We start from the raw sequence: 26,431 nt of genomic DNA, 5'->3' as shown, positions 1-26,431 counted from the left end.
TATACAAGGTTTGAAGTCAGTTTCACGACCGTTTGTCGAAAAGCCTCGTTTTGCTAAATGCAAAACACGGGTATGTTTACGAAGTTAGTTTTGCTTCGCAAAACTCGAAGTGAATGCTTACGAAGTAGTTTTGCTTCGCAAAACTCTAAGGAGATGATCCCATGAAAGACATTCAACTGCTGCATAAAGGAAAAGTTTATCAAGCGCATGTCGGGTATGAACAAGAGGATTTTATGGAAGTTGGAGTTGAGACGAACACAGCGCTTGCTGATGGAGACAGTGTGCTGTGCTTTGATTTTAAACGCCGTCAAAATATGAGGATTTTACACAATACCAACTCGAAGATGCTACTGGTACCAGCTGACTCGGAGCTTTTTCACATACAAGCAAAGCCCAAAAAAGAAGTGGAAGAATGGTTAAACGAAGGCAATGTGAAGTACACAAGTTATAAGCTTAACACTTTTGCAACCATTAGCGAGGATTTCAAAACGACAGCAGTACGCGTTGTCGACGCAAGCCGGTTCGGAATAGGCTTTGAAATTAACGATTTCTCTATTAAAATGCATGAAGTCTATGACAGCACCATGTTTTGCGATGACGAGAGCATTCACTTAAAGCTAGTTGTGCGGTACGCGCATATCTTGGAAAAAACGATTCGCTACGGTGCGGAAATCGATAGCATTTCGGCCGGCGATCTTAATAAGTTCAGGTATTATATTGCAATGCAGCAATTCAAGCAGATGATGCTGGCATGACAAGCAAGTATCCGTTCATTAGGCTTAACGTTTAAAACCAAGAGGCCGTAATAAGCTTCTTGGTTTTTTTCTGTTCGCATCTCTATGCTAGAATGTACTTACGATTTTGGCATTAACTAAGGTCCATTGATTGTATCGCCATTTCCATAGGGACTCAGCTAAAGCAATCGTATTATCGTTTGAGGGAATTGTAATGGGCTGGATCCCCTTGAGCTCCCAGGTGCCGTCCTTATCCCGATCAATCGGTTCAAGCTTAGTGTAGCCATTAACGATCGCTTTTGCCGACTTTAGAAGTCGACTGTTCTGGTAATACCCCATGGCGTCATACAAAGTTCGGCGCTCCAACAGATTAAGCATATACGTTTGATTCGTATTTTGGATGGTCACGGAAGCTTTGTAATTGTCCTTAAGCATTCCTTTAATATTAAGAGGTGCAGGGAGAGGCACAGGGACGGCTTGGTGGTTTTGAATGGAATAGATTAATAGAGAAGAGGTATCTCCATTACTGTCTTGGGAAGTGCTTAAGCAAATATCACTGATATGGTCTCCGTTGACATCCAAAAGCTTCAAAGAGGGATTGTAGCCACCTGTCAATACGATGTTGATCGTTTGAGAATCGGAGGGGCTTACAACTCGAATGTTCAGTTTATCGTAATAGCTGGAACTAGGATTTCGTTTGGTCCCGCTGAATATTATCGTATCTGGGATCGAATCGCCGGTAAGATCGGCTTTGTCCATCCTAATAAGATAGGTGGAGCTCTCAGGTGATGCTCTGGAATACTGATTTTCGGCAGCGTAGGAGGAGGGCTGAGTTAACAAACAGAGGGATAGGATCAGACCGATAGGTATCAACGCTTTGCTTTTCCATTGTTTTAGGTTCATCATCTGCGGTTTCCTTTCCGATATGAGGGTAAAGTTAATATTGTTATTCTAGTATGGATGAATCTCCCACCTTTTATGATGTTTAATCTATGGAAGACGGATTAAGTGGAGGGTGTGTCGATTTTAAGACAACTGTTGCCTTTTTAAATAACACGTGTTATTTTGATGTAGAGGTGCATTGACATGGTAAAAAGAGTCACCAGCTTTGACGTAGCAAAGCGAGCAGGCGTATCTCGCAGCGTCGTATCAGCCGTGCTGAACGGAACTCCGGGAATTGGTGTAAGCGAGGAAAAACGTAAAATGGTTCTGGAAGTGATTCGCGAGCTCAATTATCAGGTGGATGCACAAGCGCGTGGAATGAAGACGGGAAGAAGCCATTGTCTGGCTGCCTATGGAAATGTATCGAACTCCTTGTTTTTGCAGGTATTAGAAGGGATGCAGGAAGCTTGTGCAAGCCATGGATATCATGTGCTGCTGTATCCTTCCGGAAGCTCTTACGAACAGCGAATCGAAGGCTTACTCGATTTGTTTCTACAGCGTCGAATTGATGGTATTATCGCTTTAGATCGACCGCATAAGGTGAATGAGGATTGGGTGCAGGCTGTTAATAAACACCAGATACCCTATGTTTCAGTAGAAGGATATCCGCATCATGATGGGGTCCCATCCGTACTGATGGATTACGAAGAAAGCGTCCATCGGGCGCTCAATTTTATGTGGAAAAGAACGAAGCGGATTCCAGCCTATTTGGAGCTGCATCATCAAAACCCACTTGGTTGGGGGGATAATGAAAGGCGCTGCGCTTACGAGCGATGGATGACTTCTCATGGTATGGAGCCAGTAGTTTATTCAGAAGAGGACGGAATTTGGTCGGAGCGGATCGTGTATTGGAAGCAGTGGACCGAGAAATTCATGGCTTCATCTTGCTCTCTTCTGACCAACTGGTCCCGTGGAGCCGTGTATGTGAGCCGTGCGGCTCAGCTTCTTGGAATTCAAGTAGGAAAAGATATTCAGCTTATGGCCTGTGATAATTCGGAACGAATCAATCAGCATTTGTTCCCGGCAATAACTTCGATGGAAGTACCCTATCGGGAAATGGGGCTCTTGGCTGCGCAAAGACTGCTCGAGTATGTGGAAGGACAACGAGCTGTAGAAGATAAAAGCGGCATTTGGGTTAAAGCTTTACTAGAAGACAGAGAAAGCGTCGGGCTGACGACATAAATTTTTTTACATGATTATAACACGTGTTATGTTAAATTGAAGGAGGAGCATGTATGTTATTTACATTGGAAAAGCTGAAAGCTCGGCTTCAGGAATTATCGGAATTCAGATATAGAGATCGGCACCGGATTGCTGCTTTTGAGAGTCTTGAAGATCCGGAAGGCTTGACGGGGCAACGTCCCGTTGTGCCGTTATCCTTGAATGATGAAGCAGGAACTATGCGTATCGGTGACCGTTGGGAAGGAAGCGACCGTTACTTATGGCTTGCTGCTGAAGTAGACGTACCTGAGAATTGGAAAGATCGCAAAGTACTGGGACGGTTTGATTTCGGTAAAACGGGCGGAGGCAATAACTCGGGGTTTGAATCTCTGCTCTTTATCAATGGAGAGCCTTATCAGGGAGTGGACAGTAACCATAAAGAAGTATTTTTACAGGACAACGCTGCAGGTACGAAGCTTCATCTTTGCTTTCGATTATGGTCGGGTATGGGGGGGTACCATCCGAATACAGTGCAAGAGCATCAGCTGAAGCGTGCGGAGCTATGCTGGCTGGACGAAGATACCGATGATTTGTACTACACGGCTCTGGCCGCGCTGGAGGTAGTACAAGAGCTTCATGAGCATGCACCGGAGATCTCGCAGCTGGTATCAGCCGTGGATCAAGCCTTCTTACAGCTGGATTGGTCAAGTCCTGGTTCAGACGAGTTCTATGCCTCTGTAGCCGCCGCGGCGGAGCAATTGCGAGAAGCGGTGGAGAATCTGCCTAAGCATCATCCGGTTACTGTGCGCTGCATTGGACATACGCATATCGATGTCGCTTGGTTGTGGAGACTTAAGCATACTCGTGAAAAAGCTGCACGATCCTTTTCAACCGTTCTTCGTTTGATGGAGAAGTTCCCGGATTACGTATTCCTCCAAACGATGCCTCAGCTCTATGATTATATTAAGACCGATTACCCGGATATTTATGAGCAAATCAAGGAGCGCGTCCGTGAAGGCCGCTGGGAAGCTGGCGGCGGAATGTGGCTGGAAGCGGATTGCAATCTGACTTCCGGGGAGTCGCTAGTGCGTCAGCTTTTGTACGGAACCCGGTTTTTGAAGGAAGAATTCGGTGCTGAATGTACTTACCTATGGCTGCCGGACGTATTCGGCTACAGTTGGGCGCTTCCGCAAATATTGCGCAAATCAGGAATATCAACGTTCATGACGACCAAGATCAGCTGGAATCAGTATAACCGGATGCCGCATGATACGTTCCAATGGCGCGGTATTGACGGGACGGAAATATTGACCCACTTTATTACGACTCCAGACAATGCAGGGGGATGGTTATATACATATAACGGGGAAGTGACTGCCCGGACCGTCAAGGGCATTTGGGAAACGTATCGGGACAAGTCGATCAACAAAGAGCTTCTTCTATCGTATGGTTACGGGGACGGTGGAGGCGGCGTGAATCGGGATATGCTGGAGCTGCGAAGAAGACTCAATGAGCTGCCGGGAGTTCCACAGGTAACGACAGGGCGTGTCGATGAGTATTTCGAAACATTGCAGCAAACCGTAGCTGAAACCAAAGAGTACGTCCATACGTGGGACGGTGAGTTGTACTTGGAGCTGCATCGGGGTACCTATACAAGCCAAGCCTACAACAAATTAATGAACCGCAAGCTGGAGCTGTTCGGTCGAGAAGCGGAATGGATGGGCGTTATGGGCAGTCTGATGAACATGGATTGGACCGTATATGCTCAGCAAGACCTTGCGGAAGCTTGGAAAATTGTGCTGCGTAATCAATTCCACGATATTATTCCGGGCTCATCTATTCAGGAAGTGTATGAGGATTCACGAGTCGAATATGAACAAGCGGAGAAGCAGATACGGAAGGCTTACTTGCAGGCATCGGCAAGTCTTGTTCGTTCAGCCGATTCTGCAGCACTTGAGGCTGTAACCGTATGGAACAGCGCGGGCTGGGAGCGAAGCGGGCTTGTCTTTATTGATGATAAAACATCGGGCCAACAAGCATCTGAAGGAAGCTGGCAAGATAGCTCCGGCAAAATGCTTGAAAGCCAACGCGAGGAGATGGGCTGGTGGGTGCATACGGAAAGCGTGCCTTCAATGGGACACTCCACGATTCAATTCAATCCAACTCGCGACACATCAAAGAAACATAAATTGAATCCATTCATTGCTGCGGAAAACAGCATGGATACCCCATTTTACAGACTGGAATGGAATGAGAATGGTCAATTGACTTCCATTTGGGATAAAGATGCACAGCGCGAAGTGTTGGCCAATGGGGCTAAAGGCAATGTGCTGCAGGTGTTTGAGGATAAGCCTAAGGGTCGTCATGAAGCATGGGATATCGATATTTTTTATACGCAGAAAATGGAGGAGATTCGTACACTGCAATCGGCTGAGGTCGTTGAGAATGGAGCTCTTCGAGCCGTTGTGCGGTTTGTTTGGAGTTATAAAGCTTCTACACTTGAGCAAGAAGTTATTGTTTACACTCATTCACGGCGGATTGATTTCAAGACCAAGGTTGACTGGCATGAACAGCGCAAGCTGCTGAAGGTTGCGTTCCCGGTAGAGGTGCGCTCCACCGAAGCAACGTACGACATTCAGTTCGGTAACGTGAAGCGGCCTACTCACTGGAATACAAGCTGGGACTACGCCCGGTTTGAAGTGGTAGGGCATCAGTGGGCTGATTTATCTGAGCGCGGATATGGCGTCAGCCTGATGAACGATTGCAAATACGGCTATGACATCAAGGATAACGTGATGCGCCTTACGCTGTTGAAATCTGCCATGGTACCCGATCCTCAAGCCGATCAGGGGCATCATGCCTTTACTTACTCCATTCTGCCGCACGTAGGGGACTGGTTGAACGGCTGCACGGTGGAAGAAGCATGGGATTTGAATGCTCCGCTGCAGTTTCAAGCTGGCGTCATACATGCACCAACCTCGTTGTTCCGTGCTATCGGCGGTTATGTTCATATCGATGCTGTGAAACAAGCGGAGGATGGAGGACGCATTGTACTTCGCTTCCATGAATATGCAGGGCAAAGAGGCACTGTGGAGCTATCAAGCGAATATAACGTCCGCAGCTGGCAGGAGAGTGACTTAATGGAACGTCCGATCGGAGAGCCTAGTTATGAGTCAGTCCTGCGGCTGCAGCTGAAGCCCTACGAGATTAAAACCTTCCTAATTGATATCGTATAATTCAATATAAAAAACAACCCCGTCCTTGAAGTGAATGAACTCACGCTTCAAGGGAAGGGGTGGTTTTACTTTTACTAGTTCTGTGTCAGTTGCTTCACCAGACGTTTCGCTGTACCTGAAGGCGTCTCAATCGTCTCATAAACATTAATGGTCAGATTGTTATCGAACTGCTCCGTCTTAATGTTGCTGAAGCTAATTTTTTGATTTCCGCTAATAAGCTTCTCCGTTCCTGTAAAGCTTGCGGATGTGGAGCCGAGAATTCGTCCTTGTCCGTCTACCAGATCGAATTCCATTTTGGAGAAGTTTTGATCGACAATGACAGGATCTTTGCGAGTGATGTTCAGATCAAGACTCAGCTGGTATACATATCCGTTGTTATACAATGTCGCGATACTATAGGCATCAAAGGATACATCAAACGGATAGAAGCTGATCAACTTATCGGACGACTCGCTTTGAACAGCAACCTGGAATGAGCCGATGGATAGCTTATTCGGAGCTGCAGATTTCGGATCAATCACGTTCAGTGCGAGGCTTTGGCCGGTCACATCGGTCGGAATCATGTAAGAATAACTGACGACGTAGCTGGTGTTAGGCATAATCGTAGTTGTCGTGGAAGACTGCTTCACTCCAGAGAACGATTCTCCCCTATCATTAACGAGCTCCGTACCGATATCCGGAATGACAAGTGTTCCATTGCCCTTGTTCGTAATTTTATATTTTGCTATGGCTGTTTTATATCCAAAATCTGTATTTTCGTGCATGTGCAGCTCAACAAGCGAGACCTCAAGGTTTTTATCAATCAATCCATTTGGCGCTAGAGGGAGCGGAGTACCAAGCTGGTAAGGCTTCGCTTGTACTGTCGCGCTGTTCGTTTGCTGAATACCTTTCAGATCGATGATCATGACAGGAATGCTGTTGGCGTTCACCGTGCTGACGCTGTTCTTGGTGGAGCTATTGTTACTAGTGCTATTGGAATTGCTAGTAGAGCTGTTGGCGTTTGTATTCGTTGATTCATTAGTTCCTGACGTTGTCGAATTAGAACTACTAGAGTTGGTGGAGCTTTTGGAGCTGCTGTTGCTGCTAGAGCTCGAATTTGTGTTCGAACTAGAATTAGAACTGCTAGATGAGCTGCTTTCAGACTCCATTAAAGCTAATTTAACTGTAGCAGGATCAACTCCGCTAGGGACCAACACAGAGAAATTATAGGTTGCGGATTGCTTCGGAGCCAAAAATCCAGTCGTTACGGACTTATCCTGCACCGATGCCGCCAATGTTTCTGAATCAAGCATGTATGTTGCCGATAAAGCTGGCAGAGCTACGACCTCATTACCATCATTGCGCACGGTAACCGTACTTTGCACTAGGATGCCGTCGTTCTGCCGGGTAGATAAGGCTTGATCGGCTTTGATTTTCAAGCCTTTGTCCATACCGTACAAGGAGTACGGCTGCTCTGTTCCGAGTGGGACAGTAGCTGTTGTTCCAGCTAATGGCACACTTCCGGCAATTCGATCTACAGAGTCCTCTGAATAAAAGGCTTCGAGAACGAAAGGATTCGGATCGAAGGAGGACGGTACCGGAGTACGAAGTCTCACCTTCGTGAGCTTGTCAGGGATCAATGTATCTTGTCCTGTATTGACTATGGATGTCGTATAAGTCAATGAATCCGTTCCTTTAAGCCGGAATTGCAAGCTGGAAGGCAGCTGAAAGTTGGATGAGCCTGCATTCCTCACATAAAGATCGGTGAACAAATATTGGACGCCGTTCTCCGTAACCGGATAGCTCTGGCCGAGGCGCATGGCGACCAAGGCATCTTGACTGTAGGAGGAATCTACGTCCTTTAGTGAAATGAGCATCAGCTTGGCTGGATCAAGCTCATTGGATACGGCAGACGCTACGGACAGCTCCCCCAGGTTACGAGTAAAGGTGGGAGATCCCGAATCCCATGCAAATAGTTGAACCTTCAGGTTTTGAACCGAAGCATTCTTCCCTGTCTGGGAGACAAAGCTGAACTGTTGATCTTGTCCTGAGTTGACCCGGGCATTTTGCTTGCTAGTCAGCTTGGCAGGGTAGCTGTTGCCTTGCTCGTCGACGATTTGAACTCCGTATCCGTTGAAATCGACTGCACCGCTGCTGCCGTTATGCATTTTAATAGAAAATTGCAGGGCAGAGGATTCAGACCCTGCTGTGAAGGTGGCATTTTCTAAAGTGAAATAAGTGTCGTTAGCTACAAATACTCCCGCCTTACCGGCAGAGGCCAACGGGACGTTGGCCATTAACGCGGTGCAAACGGCGAGCGTACATAAAAGCGTTGTTTTTTTCGCTCTAAACGATTGCTTTTTTTGATTGGATTTCAACAGAAATCTCCTCCCATATTTCGTTATCTCTGGCGTTAGTTAGTCGGTGCGAAGAGCATCGATCGGTCGAAGTTTGGAAGCTTTATTGGCAGGATACAATCCGAATATCATGCCGACTCCAACAGAGAACAAGAAGGAGTACAACCCCACTTGGAACGAAAGCTGGGTTTCCTGTTTCGGGTTAAAGTGGGGCCATGCCAGTGCCAATCCGCTTCCGAGAAGCAAACCGATAATTCCGCCCAAACCGCTAATGACGGTCGCTTCAATAAGAAATTGCATCAAAATATTACGACGCTTGGCTCCGATTGATTTACGAATCCCGATCTCCCGGGTTCGTTCGCTGACCGTTACAAGCATAATGTTCATGATCCCAATACCACCGACCAGAAGGGATATGCAGGCAACGCTAATCAGCTGATTGTTTAAGGAGCTGGAAGCTGCAACTCTTGCTTTCATCAGCTCATCCTGATTGGAGACCTGGAAGCCTGAGTCGCTTTTGAATTTATAGGTCAAGTACTGGGTTATCGTAGCTTGAGCCGTTGGAAGCTGCTCCTTCGTTGGGGCCTCCAAGTAAGTTGTACGTATACTTCCCAGCTTAAAGGCACGCTGCGCCGTAACCAAAGGGACGAAAACGGAGTCATCCAGTGAAATATTGCCACCGATATTGGACCCTTTCTCCTTCAGCACCCCTGCGATGGTAAAGACAACACCGTCGATGTTAACATCTTCCCCTAGCGGGTCTAACGTTCCAAAATACTTTTTGGCAACGTTGCTGCCGAGTACGGCTACCTGATTGCGAAATTCCAGATCGGCAGGAGAAATGAAGCGACCGGAGGCGACTTCCCCTTTCATAAGGGGCAAATAATTTTCATTCGTGCCGACAACGGTATATTTTTCCTGTGTACGATCGTATTTGATGTTGGAACTTCCCTTTACAATGGTAGGGGCAATCGTCTGAATTTCAGGAAGCTGCTCCAGCTGCATGAGATCGTTATAATCAAGCTGGGTTGCACGACCGGTACCCATAACGTTAACTACGATCAGGTTCGTTCCGAGTGACTCATACTGCTTCTCAATAGCAGCAGAGGTACCTTGGCCGATGGCGACCAGAGTCACGACCGAGCTGACGCCGATAATAACGCCTAGCATAGTAAGCAGCGTACGCATCGGATTGTTGACTACGGTGCGTAAGGCCATGGAAATAAGCTCGAGCAATTTCATGTCATCACCTCTACAGCGGGCTTCACCTTGGCAGGCTCTGTGAGGAGAGGACGAAGTCGTTCATCCTTAAATATGGCTCCGTCGCGTATTGAAATGACACGACGGGCATTTTCTGCAATGTGATTGTCATGAGTTATTAAGACGATTGTGTTTCCTTGATCATTCAGCTTGATCATCAGCTCCAGCACCTCGTTGCCGGTTTTGGAATCGAGTGCACCGGTAGGTTCATCGGCAAGAAGGAGCGATGGAGAAATCGATAAGGCTCTGGCAATAGCAACACGCTGCTGCTGACCGCCTGACAGCTCGCTCGGCTTGTGGTGCCCACGAGTGCCCATACCAAGCATTTCCAGCATTTCCTGTGCCTTTTCCCGGCGAACCTTCTTGCTGAGACCTGCATAAATCATAGGCAGCTCGACATTCTCTATGGCATTAAGCTTCGGAAGCAAGTTAAATTGTTGAAAAATGAATCCGATTTTTTTGTTTCTAAATTCGGCCAATTGGTTGTCACTCATTTTTTCAGTGGCAACGCCATCCAGAAGATAAGAGCCGGAGGTTGGAATATCCAACAATCCGATCGTATTCATGAGGGTTGATTTACCTGATCCGCTGGGTCCAACTATAGCGACAAAATCTCCTGTTGTCACCGTTAAGGAGACGCCGTTTAATATACGTAATTTCTCGGCGCCCCGCTCGTACTCCTTAGTGATGTTCTGTAACTCAATGATAGCATTCATTCCGGGAACCTCCTTTCCACGCTATTGCTTAGCGGTTGCCGCCACCGCCGCCGCCCTGGAATCCACCAGCGCCACCGCCGCCTTGGAAGCCGCCGCCTCCAGCTCCTCCGCTTTGCTGGAACTGCTGACGTATTCTATCGATGTCGGCTTGCGAAGCGTTGGTTGCTTTCTTAGTGACCGGAATGACGACCTTGTCGCCTTCTTTCAAGCCATCTGTAACTTCAATGAATGATTTATTGCGAATGCCGATCTTGATTTCATGCTTCTCCTCTTTGGTGCCATCTGCATTCATCAGCGTAACGTAGCGTTTACCCTGCTGCTGCTGAAGGGCTTCAAGTGGAAGAAGGATGATATTCTTTTTATCCTGGATAATGATTTCAGCGGTCGCTGTCATCCCGTTTCGCAGATCGCCTTCGTTTTTAACAGAGATACCTACATCGAAGAATGTAACACCGTTCGTCGTTGTACCTACGGTGGATACCTGATTGACTTCGCCTTGGAACACTTTGTTGGAGATGGAGTCAACCTTCACAGTCGCTTTCATGCCGACTTTGATGTTAGGCAAATCCAGCTCATCGACCTGAACCGGCAGCTGCATATAATCAAGGCTTGCTACAGCACCCAGCTGTTTGTTCGCTTCAATCTTGGAGCCGACAGGGTAGCTGGCGAGCACATTCGTTTTCTTATTGGCGAAATCCGTAGAGAACACGCCGTCAAATGGAGCCGTAACGGTCAATTGGTTGATTTTTTCCTGCAGATCGTTGATATTGATTTTTTGTCTTTCGATAGACGCCTGCTTGTTCAAAATATCATTTTGAAGCGTGTCATTCGTTATCGAAACGATAAGCTCCCCCTTGTTTATGTAATTCCCAGTTTTTATATTGACATTGTTAATGATACCGCTGGCTGCGGATAAAACGCTCTCGACCTTGATGAAATCAAGCGTTCCTTTATCAGAGGATTGAGCGGTTCTACCTCCAAGGGAAACACTGCCTTTAACCTTCATTCCTGAACCCAGGGTACCATCGTTTTTAACATTCACTTCAACATCGAGCAGCTTGTTTCCGTTGGCGTCACCTTTCGGCTGTGTGCTGACGGATACTACAGTTGCCGTTTTGGTCAGATTGAAGCCATCCACGATTAGATCGATGGAATCACCCTTCTTCAATTGAACTGCATCCTCCAAGAGGAAAGGCAGCTTTGTCGTTAAAGTTGTATTATCGGAAATAGTGCCGATTCGACCGTTCTTACTAATATTGGAACCTGTGTCCAAATTGTTCGTTAAGGTTAGCGTCCCGCTAATCGGAGCGTACACGCTAAGATTGTTGAGTTGATCGTTGAGATCAGCTAAATCTTTTTGCTGCTGTGCTAGAGTAACTTGAGCTTCTTGTAAGTTGGACTGCAAGCTGAGATCGGAGATTTCAAACAAAACATCCCCTTTTTTCACCTGCTGGTTCCGCGTTAGATTCATAGTTTTGATAGTCCCGTCTACAGGGGCGATAATATTTTGGACATCCCGCGCCTCGAACTGAGAAGTTCCCGATACGGTGGAAGTAATCGAACCTTTTTTAATCTCCGATACTTTTTCTGTTGCATTGGCAGCCGGCTTCGCCGTGGTTTTGGACAAATAGTAATAGGTCCCACCACCGATAAGAGCAAGCCCAATAACAACGGCAATCCATTTTTTACTGCGAGATAATCCCATTCGTGCTTCTCCTTTCTAACATTCCAGCTATTCTACCTTGCTGTTAATTAACTTTAGCAACGGTTTGTGAAAAAAATGTGAATTTAAACTTAATGGGAGATTAAGAAACGGAAAAAAGAATGTCGGAGGAGGGAGTATTATAGCAAAAGAGCAAGAAAAAAGCCGGAATCCTGTCGAAGGATACCAGCTTATATGGTGAAGTTTTGGTTAGGATTACTCCTCAAACAGCTTCTTCAAGTTCTCTTGGAAAGGCGCACGGACGACGCCTTTTTCTGTAATAATCGCAGTCACGTATTCGTTAGGCGTTACGTCGAAAGCGGGGTTGTATACCTTTATGCCCTTCGGAGCTGTACGTTTACCGAAGCCTTGAGTGATCTCGTCTTCATGCCGCTCTTCAATCGGAATGTCCGCGCCAGTAGGCGTGTTCAAATCGATGGTCGACATCGGGCAAGCGACGTAGAACGGAATGCCGTGCGCTTTGGCCAAAACGGCAACACTGTAGGTGCCGATCTTGTTGGCGACATCGCCGTTAGCGGACACGCGGTCCGTGCCGACGATGACAGCTTGCACCCAGCCCTTGCTCATGACAGCGCCAGCCATATTATCGCAAATCAATGTCACATCAACACCTGCTTGCTGAAGCTCGAACGCCGTCAGGCGAGCGCCTTGCAGCACTGGGCGCGTCTCGTCGGCAAACACCTTCAGGTGGATGCCGCGCTCCTGCGCCAGGTACATCGGCGCCAGAGCTGTGCCGTAGCGGGCGGTAGCGAGTCCGCCCGCGTTGCAGTGCGTGAGGACGCCCATGCCGTCCTCGAACAAGGACAGCGCGTGCTCGCCGATGAGGCGGCACGTCTCCTCGTCTTCGCTCTGGATGAGCTTCGCTTCATCCAGCAGCGCTTGCTTCAGCGCTTCCGGCTCCGAACCGGCGGAAGCGAGCTCTTGGGCGCGCAGCTTCATGCGATCCAGCGCCCAGAACAAGTTCACCGCCGTCGGGCGCGACGTCGCCAGGTACTCACACTGCTTGAGCGCAGCGTCAAGCAGCTGTTCACGGCCTCCGCTTACATGGCGGACGCCCAGGTAGACGCCGTACGCAGCTGCGATGCCGATAGCCGGCGCTCCGCGTACCGCAAGCTGCTTAATTGCATCCCACACCTGCTCCGAGGTGGTCAGCTCCAGGTAGACGATCTCATCCGGAAGCAGCCTTTGATCCAGAAGGTCAAGACGGTTTTCTGCTGAATTCCAACGGACCGATTGCAGCCAATCGGCAGTTTGATTTTCTGTTGTACTCATGAATGTTTATCTCCTTTGGTATAACTTACCGCTTATTGAACGGCTTTCCATGCGATATCAATCAATTCCTCAATCGACATAGCTTGACGGTGACGTTTAATCAATGTCGTACCGATTTGCAGAGCGATGCGCTGTGCGCGCTCTTGGGCAGAGGCATCTTCCAATTTATTAATGTCAGCTACTTGAGCAAGTCCGTGAACCCGACGAACGGTCTTGCTTCCCGTATAGCCGAAAACATCCTGCAGCAGCTGCTGCATATACCAATCCTGGAATCCAGGGGTTTTGGACACACGATCAACGCCATGTTCATTCCACAATGTGCGGAACTCTTGTTCGAACACGTTCCAAGTATCTCTGATGGTTCCCGTCAAATAAGTTCGGTAATCATTGCGTGAAGCTTCGTCCTTGCTCCAGCCTTCTTGAGCTGCAAAGTTCAGCAGTAGGTTGGCAAAAACGGCTCCGATATCAAAGCCCATAGGTCCATAATACGCGAATTCAGGATCGATAACTTTTGTCGAATCCGGTTTAATGAAAATACTTCCGGTATGCAAGTCTCCGTGAAGAAGAGCTTGCGCTTTAGTCAAAAATCCGTTGCGTAAAATGGCTACTTCCAAGTGAAGCTCCGAATCGTTCCAGATCGCTTCTACAGCGTCTTGAATGGCAGGAGGAACGTCGTTGGTATCGGCATTTCGGTACGGATCATCGAAGATAAGATCTTCGGTAATTTTGCATAAATCGGGATTAATAAACTGCTGAACACGGTTTTTTTTATCCTGCTGATTCATGCCGAGATCCGAAGTGTAAAACAACGTGTGAGCTAGAAAGCGGCCGATATGACCTGCGAACAGCGGATAGCGATTGCCTTCAATCAATCCTCTGCGCATGATAACATGATCGCTCAAGTCCTCCATTGCGGTTAGCGCGAGGTCTTTATCAAACACAAAAACATGAGGAACCAGATCCGGGCAGAGCGATTCCTGAATCATTAGCGCTTCACTCTCAATCCTCGCACGATCTAATGAGAGAGGCCAAGATTCTCCCACCACCTTGGCATAAGGGAGAGCTTGTTTCAAAATAATGCTTTTGCCTGTCGACGGCTCGGTAATGTGGAACACCAGGTTTAAGTTCCCGTCCCCGATTTCTTTGCTAGTCAGCTCGCTATTGGCAGCGAACAGGTTCGGGATGCCTCTTGCATATTCCACTGCTTCGGCTTCAGTTAACGCATGATAAGAAGACATGGATGTATATTCCTCCTTAAGAGTTAAAAGTAAAGTTTTGCGAGAGCAAAACCGGTTTCGTATGCATTCACAGTGTTTGCGGTGCAAAAAGGCTTATTAGCTATCGCTTAAGTTTTGCAAAGTCAAACTTATCTCAAATAGTCCGTAAAACTATCATCCCATAGTATAGCAAATTGTGCGAGGTTGGAATAGACTTTGCCGAGATAATTCCCTATATATTAATCGGAATAATTTGTATTAAATGTTAAATTCCTTTTTTACAAAAAATTCATGCTCCGATAATATCCCCCTAATGCAGCTTTTTTACAATGTATCTATATCCAAAACGGCGGTTATGAAATTAGGAGGTATCTTTCCATATGAAAATCTTATTGCGGTTACTCTGCGGTGCTGCTGCACTAAGTATCGTCTTAGCTCTTGGGATGTATGCCGATGAAGATCAGCCGGTTGCGTCCAATCCAATGAAGGCGAATCAACAGCAGTACGACCGGATCCATGATTCGTCCAAGTTTTATGTGAATTCCAGTAAGTAAATCTATAGTATTCTTGATCGTATATGCATTCCGTGATATTGCGGAGTGCTTTTTTTGTTTTGGAAACTGTGTGCAGCAGTGTCCTGTTATTAATCGGGGACACCCCCGAAATTAATAGAAATAAGGCTTCAGAGCATGAGTTGACTTGTAGAGGATTTGTTTAGTGTCCAAAAATGAATAGAAATGGTATTATAAAAAATGGAAAATAAACCATAAAATGAGTTGAGGGAGTGGTGTAGTTTGAGTAGAAGGGCAATCCTTAGTTTACTGCTAGGCATGAGCCTCACCTTGATTTATGCAGGTGTTGGCTATGCCGAAAGCGTCGAATCTAAATTGCCGTTGCGAAGCAAGGAAGAGATCATTGGAAGATGGAAAATGTACAGTCCGGATAATTATAAAGTGAATCCTTTTACTGAAACGCCAAGAATCACTGACGTGTATGCTCCGGGTAAAGTGAACATCCGTTATTTGGAGGGTGGTGTGGCGCGAGCCAATTTTTATCGATTCATTAGCGGGCTGCCGGATAATCTGGAGCTCTCAGAGGATTTATCGGATCGGATCCAATATGGAGCAGTTGTCACCTCCGCGGTTTATGGAAATTTGAATCATGTAGTGGCTAAACCAGCGGATATGAATGATGAGTTTTTCGAAAAGGCTTCTAATGCGCTTAAAAAGAGCAGCTCTGTTGCGATAAAAGAAACCTCTCCTAACCTGCTTGCGGCTTCAGTAGATATGTACATGAACAGCAGTTTGGATGGAAATAGCATCAATCGGTATGGAAATAATCTGGATTTATTGAAGCCCTACATGAAAAAAATAGGCTTTGGGATAGCTCCGGGGATCCAAAATACCCAAACCTTTTATTCTTCCATGAGCTTTACGGATGATGTGAGTCCCGAACCGATAGATTACTCCTTTGTCCCGTATCCTGCCCAAGGAAACTTTCCTGCGGATGTATTCAAGCCTAGCAACAAATGGACTATATTGTTGAATCCTTATCAATTTATTCACGATTCCAAGGATATTGTCATACAGCTTACGCGACAAACGGACCAGCGGACATGGAGCTCAAAGAACGCATGGAATAGCAACCACATCAGAGTCAGCAATTTCAAGGATTTTAGCCAAATTGACTTTATACCGGAAGAGCTGGATAGCATCAAGGACAATGATGTGTTCTCCGTAAAAGTGACCGGTCTTAAAAGCTACACAGGCTTTGAAACGGAAATTAACTATAACATAAACTTCTTTTACATAAACAAGCCGGTGTCAGAGTCAAAAACTGAAACATCAAGTCCCGTTTCGACCATATCCAATATCAACGACCCGCTGCCGGGAGAGAAAGCTGTACCTATATCCAATGGGAATGCGCAGATTCCTCCTGCCTCTGATATCCGCTTCTCGGACATAGCCGGACATTGGTCAGAATCCACCGTGCAATGGGGGATAACGAACGGGATCGTCGACGGGTACACGGACGGGAAATTCAAGCCGGATAGCCAAGTAAGCGAAGAGGAATTCTTAAGCATGCTGTTTAAAGTATTTGATCAAAAAGCAAATTCTACTTCAGGAGCAGCATGGTCGGATAGCCTGTACGCCTTTGCAGTACAGCACAAGTATCCTGTGAAGGGCGTAGAGAATAGAGCGGCTAGAAGCCAGCTGATCACAAGAGAATCTATGGCGGAAATTATAGCGGCTGCGGATGGGGCGCCTTTATTGAAGGACAAAGCGATCGATTACTTGCTGTCTAAATCTTACGCTGAAGGCAGATCAAATGAAAGTGGTATTGCTGGTTTTTCCGGACAGGAAGGTTTGACACGAGCCGAAGCTTTGCAGTTGATTCGTAATGTGAAGGAGCATGGAATGAGCACTTTACAATAACCGAACTTTAATGGGGAGGATGGATTAATGTGATGCAAAAGAAAAGGATTATCGCTAGCTTGCTGCTTGGTGCAAGCGTGGCTTGTACTATGTCGGCTGTAGGGTACGCTCAAACAGTGGATTCCGGACTGCCAATAAGAACTAAGGAATCCATTGAAAGTAAATGGAGCATGTACAATCCGGAAGTCTACCAAGGCGAGGCGTATGATGAGGTTCCGGTTATTAGCACAGATAAGTATACTCCTGGGAAAGTGAACATCAACTATTTGAGAGGTGGCTTGGCCAGAGCTAATTTTTATCGATACATTAGCGGGCTGCCGGATAATCTGGAGCTGGAAGAGGATTACTCAAAATCTGCACAATATGGAGCGGTCATAAGCGCAGCCGTATATGGAAATCTTACTCACGAACCAAGACAACCCGCGTATATGGATAATGATTTTTTCTATACTGCCAAGTCCTCTGCCAGAGGCAGTAACTTGATCACGGTGGATGGCTCAAGAGGAAATAAAACAGCTAAAGCAATAGATAGATATATGGGTGGTTCTATATTTGACTTGTTTAAAGAGGAATATTACGGCTCTGACAAAAATGGGTATGGCAAAGATAGATTAACCTATGGACCGGATCTCCAACTGTTACACCCTTATTTGAAAAAAATCGGCATAGGATTAGCTTCAAGAAATAATCAGGCCTCTTATGCCGTATTGGATTTTACGGATCTCAGCAGCCGGGATGTTTTTAATTATTCCTATATTCCTTATCCTGCCCAAGGTGATTTCCCAGCGGATGTGTTTAGTCCAAATCAAGCCTGGACCATCATTTTGAGTTATTCTTCTTTCTCAAACATAACGAATGAAGTTTACATTGAATTAACGCGCCAATCGGATCAATACAAATGGACTACTCGAAGTACGGACGATTCCCACCTTTTGTACTTGAATCTTCAATTGGGTGAGAATAGTGGAGAACGGATTCATTTCCAACCCAAGGAACTGGACAAAATTCGTGATGGTGATGTGTTTACAGTGAAGGTAACCGGTTTGAGAACTTCATCGGACGAGCCGGCAGAATTGAAATACGATGTGAAATTCTTCTATATTAACAAGCCGCCTGTCGATCTTGATGATAAAGAGAAGCCGTCCTCCAAGCCTCCTGTCCCAGAAGCTACCGTTCCTGCAGATACCGGAAATACAGGAGCTCCGAACGAGAAGTCTTCCGAAATCCGTTTCTCCGACATAACGGGTCATTGGTCAGAATCCACCGTGCAATGGGGGATAACGAACGGGATCGTCGACGGGTACACGGACGGGAAATTCAGGCCGGATTCCCAAGTAAGCGAAGAGGAATTCTTAAGCATGCTGCTTAAAGCATTTGATCAAAAAGCAAATTCTACTTCAGGAGCACAATGGTCGGATAGCCTCTACACCTTTGCAGTACAGCACAAGTATCCTGTGAAGGGCGCAGAGAACAGAGCGGCTAGAAGCCAGCTGATCACAAGAGAATCTATGGCTGAAATTATAGCGGCTGCGGATGGGGCGCCTTTATTGAAGGACAAAGCGATCGATTACTTGTTGTCTAAATCTTACGCTGAAGGCAGATCAAATGAAAGTGGTATTGCCGGGTTTGCAGGACAGGAAGGGCTCACTCGTGCAGAAGCATTGCAGTTGATTCGTAATGTGAAGGAGCATGGAATGAAGGTTTTACAATAATAAAATATAGTGAAAAAGCAAAAAAACCTAACGTGTTATCGTTAGGTTTTTTTGTCCTTTCAGCTTAAATCGGTTAACCCATTTTGCCGCGTCGGTGCTCGACCAAGTCAATCGCACCTAACACGACATGTGCAAGTCCAAATCCGGCGACTGCTGCGGCAGCCATCGGAAATTTCCCCCGCAGCGCTACACCTGAAGCCGTTACGGCCGTACCCAATACAGCAGGAATGATTCCTTCTCTCATTGTTCATCCTCCTTGAAGTGAGTTTGTGTACGCAGGTATAGGTTCCTGCTTTTCGGCATGTTTTATGCCTGGCAACAGTTGCTTGAACGAAGATGAACTTTTATAATAGATGTTTTAGAAGTCTTTTCAAAAAAAGGTATTTTCATAACAGGAAAAGATTAAATGAAGCCATATAAGGAAAGGATGGAGTAATGGTGAGTACCCAACCAATAGCCTTAAAAGAGTGGGCTGTCGCGGTGGAAGCATTAAGAAGCGGACGGCAAATTCTCATCATGCGAAAAGGCGGCATTCGAGAAGAAACGAAAAACTTTCAAGTGGAAAGTGGCAGCTTCTATTTGTTCCCTACATATGAGCATCAAAAAAAGCAGTGGATTAAGCCGGATGACCAGCCAGAGCTGGACAAGACCTTGGAGAACTGGAGTGTTCGAGATACGGAGGTGACGATTCGTTGTTACGCGGAGCTGGCCGAAGACATATTAATAGATAATCAGGAGCAGCTTGACAAATTATCTGCATTTCATCTATGGACCGACTCATTCGCAGAAGAAAGATTAAAGTGGAAGCGAACGCAGCCCTTGCATGTTATGCTGTTAAGAGTGTACGAACTTGCTGAACCAGCTCGCCTCCCTTTGTTGGCTGATTATAACGGGTGCAAGTCGTGGATTCAATTGAACAGCTCTGTATTGGATGGTATGGAGCGCACAGCGGTATTAAATGACGATGATTTCCAAGAAGCGACGAGTAAAATTAAATCTGCCTTAGGCTAAGACCTCTTATGGTTAGTTTATGCAAGTAGAACGTATAAAAATGAGCTAAATAGGTCTTTATTGATTTGCCACGGTAAGATATAATATAGTAACATTGAGAATCATTGATAATCAATTTAGAATGATTATTAAGTAAGAATTACAACATCTAACGATTTATTTCAAATTGGAGGAAGAATAACTATGGCAAATGCACCGGAGTTTATTATAGACGGTTTGAAGGCAACTGTCGAAGGCAAAGAGATTTTGAAGGGTTTGAGCTTGAATATTAAGGGCGGGGAAGTTCACGCGGTAATGGGTCCTAACGGAACCGGTAAAAGTACCCTTGCATCCACCATCATGGGACATCCTAAATATGAAGTAACTGAAGGCTCCGTTTCTTTGAACGGCGAAGACGTATTGGAAATGGCTGTAGACGAAAGAGCAAGAGCAGGTCTGTTCCTTGCTATGCAATACCCAAGTGAAATTGCAGGCGTAACGAACGCTGACTTCCTGCGCAGTGCCATCAATGCACGCCGCGGCGAAGGCAATGAAATCTCCTTGATCAAATTCATCCGCTTGATGGAAGCGAAAATGAAAGAGCTTGAGATGAACCCTGAGTTCATGCATCGTTATTTGAACGAAGGCTTCTCCGGCGGTGAGAAAAAACGGAATGAAATTTTGCAAATGATGATGCTCGAGCCAAGCATTGTTATCTTGGACGAGATTGACTCTGGTCTCGACATCGACGCACTTCGTATCGTTGCTACTGGCGTAAACGCTATGCGTTCCGAAGACCGTGGCTTCCTGATCATTACTCACTACCAGCGTTTGCTGAACTATATCAAACCTGACTTCGTACACGTTATGATGCAAGGTCGCATTGTAAAATCCGGTGGTCCTGAATTGGCTCAGCGTCTGGAGAACGAAGGTTACGATTGGATTAAAGAAGAGCTTGGCATTGTTGACGAAACCGTAGGCCAAGATGAAGAAGAATTCAAAGTCCCTATGAACACGACAGCTCCTAAATACTAAAATAAGTCCACGACGGAGGAATATACTATGAGTACACAAACCATTCTTCCAATCGATCGTCAAACCATCGTGGAGCTGTCCCAATCGAGACAAGAGCCTGAATGGATGACCAACCTCCGCGCTGAGGCGCTGGAGCTGGCCGGATCGTTGGAATTACCAAAATTGGAAAAAACGAGAATCGACCGTTGGAACCTTCGTTCCTACGGAAGCTATAAAGCGGAAGCAGCGTTAACTACTTTGGAGCAATTGCCTGAATCGGCAAAAGCTTTGCTGCAAAACGAAAATCCCGAAAACCTGCTTGTGCAAAAAAACGCAAGCATCGTATACCATAAAGCTTCAGAAGAATTGGCCAAACAAGGCGTTATTTTCACAAGTCTTGAAGATGCATTGAAAAATCATTCGGATCTGGTAAAAAGCTACTTCGGAACGGTTGTTACCAAAGACGAAAATCAACTTGCAGCACTTCATACAGCTATCTGGAGCGGCGGCGTGTTCTTGTACGTTCCTAAGAACGTACAGGTGGAAGTGCCGGTTCAAGCTTTGTTCTTGACAGACGATGCGGATGTTAGCTTCTCCCCACATGTACTGATTGTTGCTGAGCAGCATGCATCTGTCACCTATGTTGACAATTTCATTTCCGAAGGTAACCTGAACAATCTTGTTCAAAACGGCGTAGTAGAAGTCATTGTGAAACCGGGTGCTACGGTAAACTTTGCTTCGGTACACGATCTGAATGATTCGATTACTGATCTTACTTATCGTCGCGCTGTTGTGGAAAATGATGCTACGATCAACTGGGTCATTGGTGAGATGAACTATGGCAATGCTATGTCTGATACGACATCCATTCTCAAAGGCAATGGCTCCAACTCGGATGCCAAAATCATCTGCGTCGGAACAAATGATCAGAAGCTGAACGTCACGACAAGAGCGGTACACTTCGGCAAAAATTCCAGCAGTGATATGATCACTCGCGCTGTTATGCGTGACGAATCCACTGCGATCATTAACGGTATTACCAAAATCGAAAAAGCGGCTACAGGCGCTAACGGTCAGCAAACGGAGAAAGTCCTGATGCTAAGTCCGAAAGCTCGTGGTGACGCGAACCCAATCCTGCTTATCGACGAAGACGATGTAAAAGCAGGTCACGCAGCAAGCGTAGGACAAGTGAATCCGGAACAAATTCACTATTTGATGTCCCGCGGTATTACTCTTGAAGAAGCTCAGCGCCTGGTCATTTATGGTTTCTTGGCGCCAGTTGTTTCGGAAATTCCAATGGAAAAAATTCAATCCCAACTGCAAAGCCTTGTAGAAAGGAAGCTCGGACAATGAAGACGTCGGAGATTCGGAAACTATTTCCTATCCTACAGCAAGAAGTTAACGGACATCCATTAGTGTATTTGGACTCCGCCGCTACTTCGCAGAAGCCAGTATCCGTAATCGAAGCCGTCAAGCATTACTACGAGTGGGATAACGCTAATGTGCACCGTGGAGTCCATACGCTGGGCTCTCGTGCAACAGATGCCTACGAAGGGGCACGTGAGAAAGTTGCTAAATTCATCAGCGCCAAATCGACCGAAGAAATCATTTTTACCCGCGGTACGACAACGGCATTGAATTTGGTTGCTTCCAGCTACGCTCGTGCCGTATGCGGTGAGGGCGATGAGATCGTTCTGACGCCCATGGAGCACCACAGCAATCTCATACCTTGGCAGCAAGTAGCGAAAGCTACGGGCGCTGTCTTAAAATATATTCCTCTTCAACCGGATGGTTCTATTCGTCTGGAGGACGTAGAGTCAACCATTACTGATCGTGCGAAAGTCGTTGCTGTTACTTATGTATCCAACGTTCTTGGCGTTGTTAACCAGGTGAAGGAAATCGCTGCTATTGCACACCGGCATGGTGCCGTAATGGTCGTTGACGGAGCGCAAAGCACGCCTCATCTGAAAGTGGATGTGCAGGATCTCGATTGTGATTTCTATGCATTATCGGGCCATAAAATGTGCGCTCCGACAGGAATCGGTGCATTATATGGTAAGAAAGCACTGCTGCAAAACATGGAGCCGATCGAGTTTGGCGGCGAAATGATCGATCATGTGGACTTGTACGATTCCACGTGGAAGGAGCTTCCTTGGAAGTTCGAAGGCGGTACGCCTATTATTGCCGGTGCCGTTGGACTTGGAGCGGCTATAGATTTTCTTGAAACTATCGGTATGGATGAGATTTTCCGGCATGAACAGCAGTTGACGGCTTATGCTATCAGCCGTATGTCCGAAATTGAAGATTTGACGATATACGGACCGACAAGCCATCGTGCCGGTACGGTTACTTTTAATCTGGGGGATGTTCATCCCCATGATGTTGCGACAGTTTTGGATGCCGACGGCATCGCCGTTCGTGCAGGACATCATTGCTGCCAGCCGCTCATGCGGTGGCTGAACGTTTCGGCTACGGCTCGCGCCAGCTTCTATCTTTATAACACAGAAGATGACATTGACCGGTTGGTGGCTTCACTAATCAAAACAAAGGAGTACTTCGGTCATGCAATTGGATGATTTATATCGCAGAGTCATTATGGATCATTATAAAAATCCGCGCAATCGCGGCACGTTGGATGATGAAGCCGTAACAATCGACTTGAACAATCCTACGTGCGGTGATAAAATTCAACTGCAAATGCAGGTGGAAGACGGTGTCGTCAAAGCCGCTAAGTTCGTTGGAGAAGGCTGCTCGATCAGCCTTTCTTCCGCTTCTATGATGACGGATGCCGTAAAAGGAAAAACGCTCGAGGAAGCATTGTCAATGGCTGAGAAGTTTTCCGGACTGATGAAGGGCGAATCGGTGGAATTCGAATATGAGGATATCGAAGCTCTATCCGGCGTTAATAAATTTCCCGCACGAATCAAATGTGCTACTCTAGCCTGGAATGCGCTTCGCAAAGGAATCGAACAGGCTCACAATAAGCAGTAAGATAGTCGTTTGGGATAACCCGAAGACTTTAAGGAGGTTGGCGAACATGGCAAAGAAAATGCCGGAAATGGAAGATTATAAATATGGTTTTCGTGATGAACATAAAGCGGTTTTCCAAACAGGAAAAGGCTTGACTCGCGAGATCGTTGCCGAGATTTCCAAGATGAAGGGCGAACCGGAATGGATGCTCGATTTTCGTCTGAAATCATTGGAGCAATTCGAAAAAATGGCTATGCCACGTTGGGGCGGTAACTTGGACGACTTGGATTTCAACGATATCCAGTACTATGTTAAACCGTCCGAGAAGCAAGGTAAAACGTGGGAAGAGGTTCCTACAGAAATTAAAGAAACGTTCGACAAGCTGGGTATTCCTGAAGCGGAGCAAAAGTTTTTGGCCGGCGTATCCGCTCAATACGAGTCTGAGGTAGTTTACCACAGCATGCAAAAAGAGCTCGAAGACCAAGGCGTTATCTTTACGGATACCGATACGGCTTTGAGAGAATATCCGGAATTGTTCAGAGAACATTTCGGTACGATTGTTCCTCCTAGCGATAACAAATTCGCAGCGTTGAACAGTGCGGTTTGGTCTGGCGGAAGCTTTATCTATGTTCCAAAAGGCGTTAAAGTGGATATTCCGCTACAAGCTTATTTCCGTATCAACTCCGAGAACATGGGACAATTCGAGCGTACGCTGATCATCACCGATGAAGACAGCTTCGTGCATTATGTTGAAGGATGTACGGCTCCTATCTACAGCACGAACTCCCTGCACAGTGCGGTTGTTGAAATCATTTGTAAGAAAAACTCCCGTGCCCGTTATACGACGATTCAAAACTGGGCACCTAACATTTATAACCTGGTTACTAAACGTGCCGTGGCTGAAGAAAATGCAACCATGGAATGGGTTGACGGTAACATCGGCTCCAAATTAACAATGAAATATCCTGCGGTTGTTTTGAAGGGCCGTGGCGCTAAAGGTATGGTGCTTTCCATCGCTGTTGCAGGACGCGGACAGCATCAAGATGCTGGTGCCAAAATGACTCACCTTGCACCTGAAACAACATCAACCATCGTATCTAAATCGATCAGTAAGCATGGCGGTAAAGTAACCTACCGTGGCTTGGCTTCCTTCGGACGCAACTCCGCAGGCTCCAAGGCTAACATCAAATGCGATACGTTGATTATGGATAAGGAATCCACTTCGGATACTATTCCTTACAATGAAATTATGAACGACAACATTACGCTGGAGCATGAAGCTACCGTATCCAAGGTTTCTGAGGATCAATTGTTCTATCTGATGAGCCGCGGCCTATCCGAAGCAGAAGCTACACAAATGATCGTTATGGGCTTTATCGAGCCGTTCACGAAAGAGCTGCCGATGGAGTATGCGGTAGAGATGAACCGTCTGATCAAGTTCGAGATGGAAGGTTCCATCGGTTAATACCATGCATATCAAAAGGTTCCCTTACTTCATGGGGAACCTTTTTTATATGTAATACAAAAATGAGCTCGTCCCTAATCGGAACGGCTCATTTTTGTATTACATATATATTTCCATGATTTCTAATTCGGGATAGTCCGGCAAATTAATAAATTGCTCGCCAATCTGAACTAAAGGTCTGAAAAAGTCTGTAGGATGTGTCATGACAATGATACCGTTTTCACCGTTGTTAAGCAAAATTCTTTTATTAATGAAATTAGGGATCATATTGCGGATAAACACTTGGGTAATCTTGGGATCCAGCTTGCCGAAGCTAAGTAGATGCAATTCTTTTAACACATGAAGCAAATCTTGTTTATCCCGGTAAACCCGTTGCGAGATCATAGCGCTGTATACATCGGCAACAGCAACGATCTTGGCAAGAGGGTGAATATCTTTACTATGAAGCTTGGAGGGATAGCCAGTTCCATCCAGACGTTCGTGATGCTGCAGAGCAGCTAAAGCAATAGCCTCGGGCAAGTCGGACGTAAGAATCATTTCATAGCCGTATACTGCGTGTTTTTTCACTAGATCGAATTCTTCATCCGTCAGTAGACCCGGTTTTTGAAGAATGGCATCGTCAATGCGGCTTTTGCCAAGGTCGTGCAAATAACCGGCTTTGCCTGCAAAGAGCGCTTCCTCTTCCGATTGTCCTAGCCACTTGGAGATATAATAGGAGATCATACCTACTTGAACACTGTGCTGGTATGTGTAATCATCTTTGCTGTTAAGAGTCAGTAGTAAAGAGACGACATCTTTTTGTAGTACAAAATGATTGGCAAGGGGGGCAAAGCTTTGTTCCACTTGTTTTTCATCGATTTTGCCCTGCGCATTGATTTGATTAAATAAATCTCGGATTCCACTTACCGCTTCTTCATAGGCAGCCGTCTGAGAAAAAGCTGGAGTGTGCTCTGCTTGTACTGCCGTCGGTTTTGATTCCGCGATTTGCTCTTGTTGTCGCATCATAATGTCGACATAATCAATATTGTGCAGTTGAAGCTTGTCAATATCATCGGCATTTAAGACGGTGTGTGCAGACACGACAAGGAGTCCATTCCAATTAAAAACATCCGAGCCGGTCCGATCCCCAACCTGTAAATCCATGACAGAAATTCTCATAGCCGTCTCTCCCAATCACAGTGTGCGTGTATAAGCTAATTAGTATAAGGTTATGGTACCAAGAATGTATTATATTGGCAACCTAATTAT

21 protein-coding genes are annotated in these 26,431 nt (G+C 46.2%); 12 read left to right on the top strand and 9 right to left on the bottom strand.

What is annotated here, in order from left to right:
• Positions 1-161 precede the first annotated feature (161 nt).
• Complete coding sequence (locus QMA13_RS28170; protein WP_282936990.1) at positions 162-755, top strand: PilZ domain-containing protein; 594 nt, start codon at positions 162-164, stop codon at positions 753-755.
• Between the two features lie 87 nt (positions 756-842).
• Here QMA13_RS28170 and QMA13_RS28165 read toward each other — a convergent pair whose 3' ends face one another.
• A complete protein-coding gene (locus QMA13_RS28165; RefSeq protein WP_282936989.1) occupies positions 843-1,640 on the bottom strand; it encodes a hypothetical protein in 798 nt (265 codons plus the stop codon).
• 180 nt (positions 1,641-1,820) lie between these two features.
• Between QMA13_RS28165 and QMA13_RS28160 the strand changes: the two genes are divergently transcribed.
• Complete coding sequence (locus QMA13_RS28160; RefSeq protein ID WP_282936988.1) at positions 1,821-2,858, top strand: LacI family DNA-binding transcriptional regulator; 1,038 nt, start codon at positions 1,821-1,823, stop codon at positions 2,856-2,858.
• 53 nt (positions 2,859-2,911) lie between these two features.
• Entirely contained in the window at positions 2,912-6,073 is a 3,162-nt protein-coding gene (locus QMA13_RS28155) for an alpha-mannosidase (protein WP_282936987.1), read from the top strand.
• A gap of 74 nt (positions 6,074-6,147) precedes the next feature.
• Here QMA13_RS28155 and QMA13_RS28150 read toward each other — a convergent pair whose 3' ends face one another.
• From QMA13_RS28150 to mtnK, 6 genes are all read right to left on the bottom strand, one after another.
• On the bottom strand, positions 6,148-8,430 hold the full coding sequence (locus QMA13_RS28150) for a hypothetical protein (RefSeq protein WP_282936986.1): 2,283 nt from the start codon (positions 8,428-8,430) through the stop codon (positions 6,148-6,150).
• Positions 8,431-8,469: 39 nt separating this feature from the next.
• A complete protein-coding gene (locus QMA13_RS28145; RefSeq protein WP_282936985.1) occupies positions 8,470-9,651 on the bottom strand; it encodes an ABC transporter permease in 1,182 nt (393 codons plus the stop codon).
• The gene (locus QMA13_RS28140) at positions 9,648-10,385 is read right to left on the bottom strand and encodes an ABC transporter ATP-binding protein (RefSeq protein ID WP_282936984.1); all 738 of its coding nucleotides are present in this window, start codon (positions 10,383-10,385) and stop codon (positions 9,648-9,650) included. The genes QMA13_RS28145 and QMA13_RS28140 overlap by 4 nt, the downstream gene beginning before the upstream one ends.
• A gap of 28 nt (positions 10,386-10,413) precedes the next feature.
• On the bottom strand, positions 10,414-12,090 hold the full coding sequence (locus QMA13_RS28135; RefSeq protein ID WP_282936983.1) for an efflux RND transporter periplasmic adaptor subunit: 1,677 nt from the start codon (positions 12,088-12,090) through the stop codon (positions 10,414-10,416).
• A 213-nt stretch (positions 12,091-12,303) separates the two neighbouring features.
• Positions 12,304-13,380, bottom strand: coding sequence for an S-methyl-5-thioribose-1-phosphate isomerase (gene mtnA / locus QMA13_RS28130; protein ID WP_282936982.1), 1,077 nt, complete (start codon positions 13,378-13,380; stop codon positions 12,304-12,306).
• Positions 13,381-13,412: 32 nt separating this feature from the next.
• The gene (gene mtnK / locus QMA13_RS28125; RefSeq protein WP_282936981.1) at positions 13,413-14,618 is read right to left on the bottom strand and encodes an S-methyl-5-thioribose kinase; all 1,206 of its coding nucleotides are present in this window, start codon (positions 14,616-14,618) and stop codon (positions 13,413-13,415) included.
• 359 nt (positions 14,619-14,977) lie between these two features.
• Here mtnK and QMA13_RS28120 point away from each other — a divergent pair, with 359 nt between their 5' ends.
• From QMA13_RS28120 to QMA13_RS28110, 3 genes are all read left to right on the top strand, one after another.
• On the top strand, positions 14,978-15,151 hold the full coding sequence (locus tag QMA13_RS28120; protein ID WP_282936980.1) for a hypothetical protein: 174 nt from the start codon (positions 14,978-14,980) through the stop codon (positions 15,149-15,151).
• 240 nt (positions 15,152-15,391) lie between these two features.
• The gene (locus QMA13_RS28115) at positions 15,392-17,032 is read left to right on the top strand and encodes an S-layer homology domain-containing protein (protein WP_282936979.1); all 1,641 of its coding nucleotides are present in this window, start codon (positions 15,392-15,394) and stop codon (positions 17,030-17,032) included.
• Positions 17,033-17,064: 32 nt separating this feature from the next.
• Positions 17,065-18,744 carry an S-layer homology domain-containing protein gene (locus tag QMA13_RS28110; RefSeq protein WP_282943608.1) on the top strand — a complete coding sequence of 560 codons (1,680 nt, stop codon included), beginning with the start codon at positions 17,065-17,067 and terminating at the stop codon, positions 18,742-18,744.
• 73 nt (positions 18,745-18,817) lie between these two features.
• Here QMA13_RS28110 and QMA13_RS28105 read toward each other — a convergent pair whose 3' ends face one another.
• Entirely contained in the window at positions 18,818-18,988 is a 171-nt protein-coding gene (locus QMA13_RS28105) for an asparagine synthase (RefSeq protein ID WP_282936978.1), read from the bottom strand.
• A 191-nt stretch (positions 18,989-19,179) separates the two neighbouring features.
• On the opposite strand from QMA13_RS28105, the gene QMA13_RS28100 reads away from it, so the two are divergent.
• The 6 genes from QMA13_RS28100 to sufB all read left to right on the top strand — a co-directional run bounded on the left by QMA13_RS28100 (position 19,180) and on the right by sufB (position 25,183).
• Positions 19,180-19,755: a DUF1802 family protein gene (locus QMA13_RS28100; protein WP_282936977.1), complete on the top strand. Its 576-nt coding sequence runs from the start codon at positions 19,180-19,182 to the stop codon at positions 19,753-19,755.
• A gap of 183 nt (positions 19,756-19,938) precedes the next feature.
• Positions 19,939-20,769 (top strand): Fe-S cluster assembly ATPase SufC, encoded by an 831-nt coding sequence (sufC, locus tag QMA13_RS28095; protein ID WP_282936976.1) that lies wholly within the window; start codon positions 19,939-19,941, stop codon positions 20,767-20,769.
• Between the two features lie 27 nt (positions 20,770-20,796).
• Positions 20,797-22,101, top strand: coding sequence for a Fe-S cluster assembly protein SufD (gene sufD / locus QMA13_RS28090; protein ID WP_282936975.1), 1,305 nt, complete (start codon positions 20,797-20,799; stop codon positions 22,099-22,101).
• Complete coding sequence (locus tag QMA13_RS28085) at positions 22,098-23,324, top strand: cysteine desulfurase (RefSeq protein ID WP_282936974.1); 1,227 nt, start codon at positions 22,098-22,100, stop codon at positions 23,322-23,324. The genes sufD and QMA13_RS28085 overlap by 4 nt, the downstream gene beginning before the upstream one ends.
• Positions 23,311-23,739, top strand: a complete 429-nt coding sequence (gene sufU / locus QMA13_RS28080; protein WP_282936973.1) for a Fe-S cluster assembly sulfur transfer protein SufU — start codon at positions 23,311-23,313, stop codon at positions 23,737-23,739. Before QMA13_RS28085 ends, sufU begins: the two co-directional genes overlap by 14 nt.
• A 46-nt stretch (positions 23,740-23,785) precedes the next feature.
• Positions 23,786-25,183 (top strand): Fe-S cluster assembly protein SufB, encoded by a 1,398-nt coding sequence (gene sufB / locus QMA13_RS28075; RefSeq protein ID WP_282936972.1) that lies wholly within the window; start codon positions 23,786-23,788, stop codon positions 25,181-25,183.
• Positions 25,184-25,282: 99 nt separating this feature from the next.
• On the opposite strand, the gene QMA13_RS28070 is transcribed toward sufB, so the two are convergent.
• Entirely contained in the window at positions 25,283-26,341 is a 1,059-nt protein-coding gene (locus tag QMA13_RS28070) for an HD-GYP domain-containing protein (RefSeq protein ID WP_282936971.1), read from the bottom strand.
• Positions 26,342-26,431 lie beyond the last annotated feature (90 nt).

This window comes from Paenibacillus sp. RC67, from assembly GCF_030020805.1.
Classification (GTDB): Bacteria; Bacillota; Bacilli; order Paenibacillales; family NBRC-103111; genus Paenibacillus_S.
This window is presented reverse-complemented; position numbering and strand designations above follow the sequence as displayed.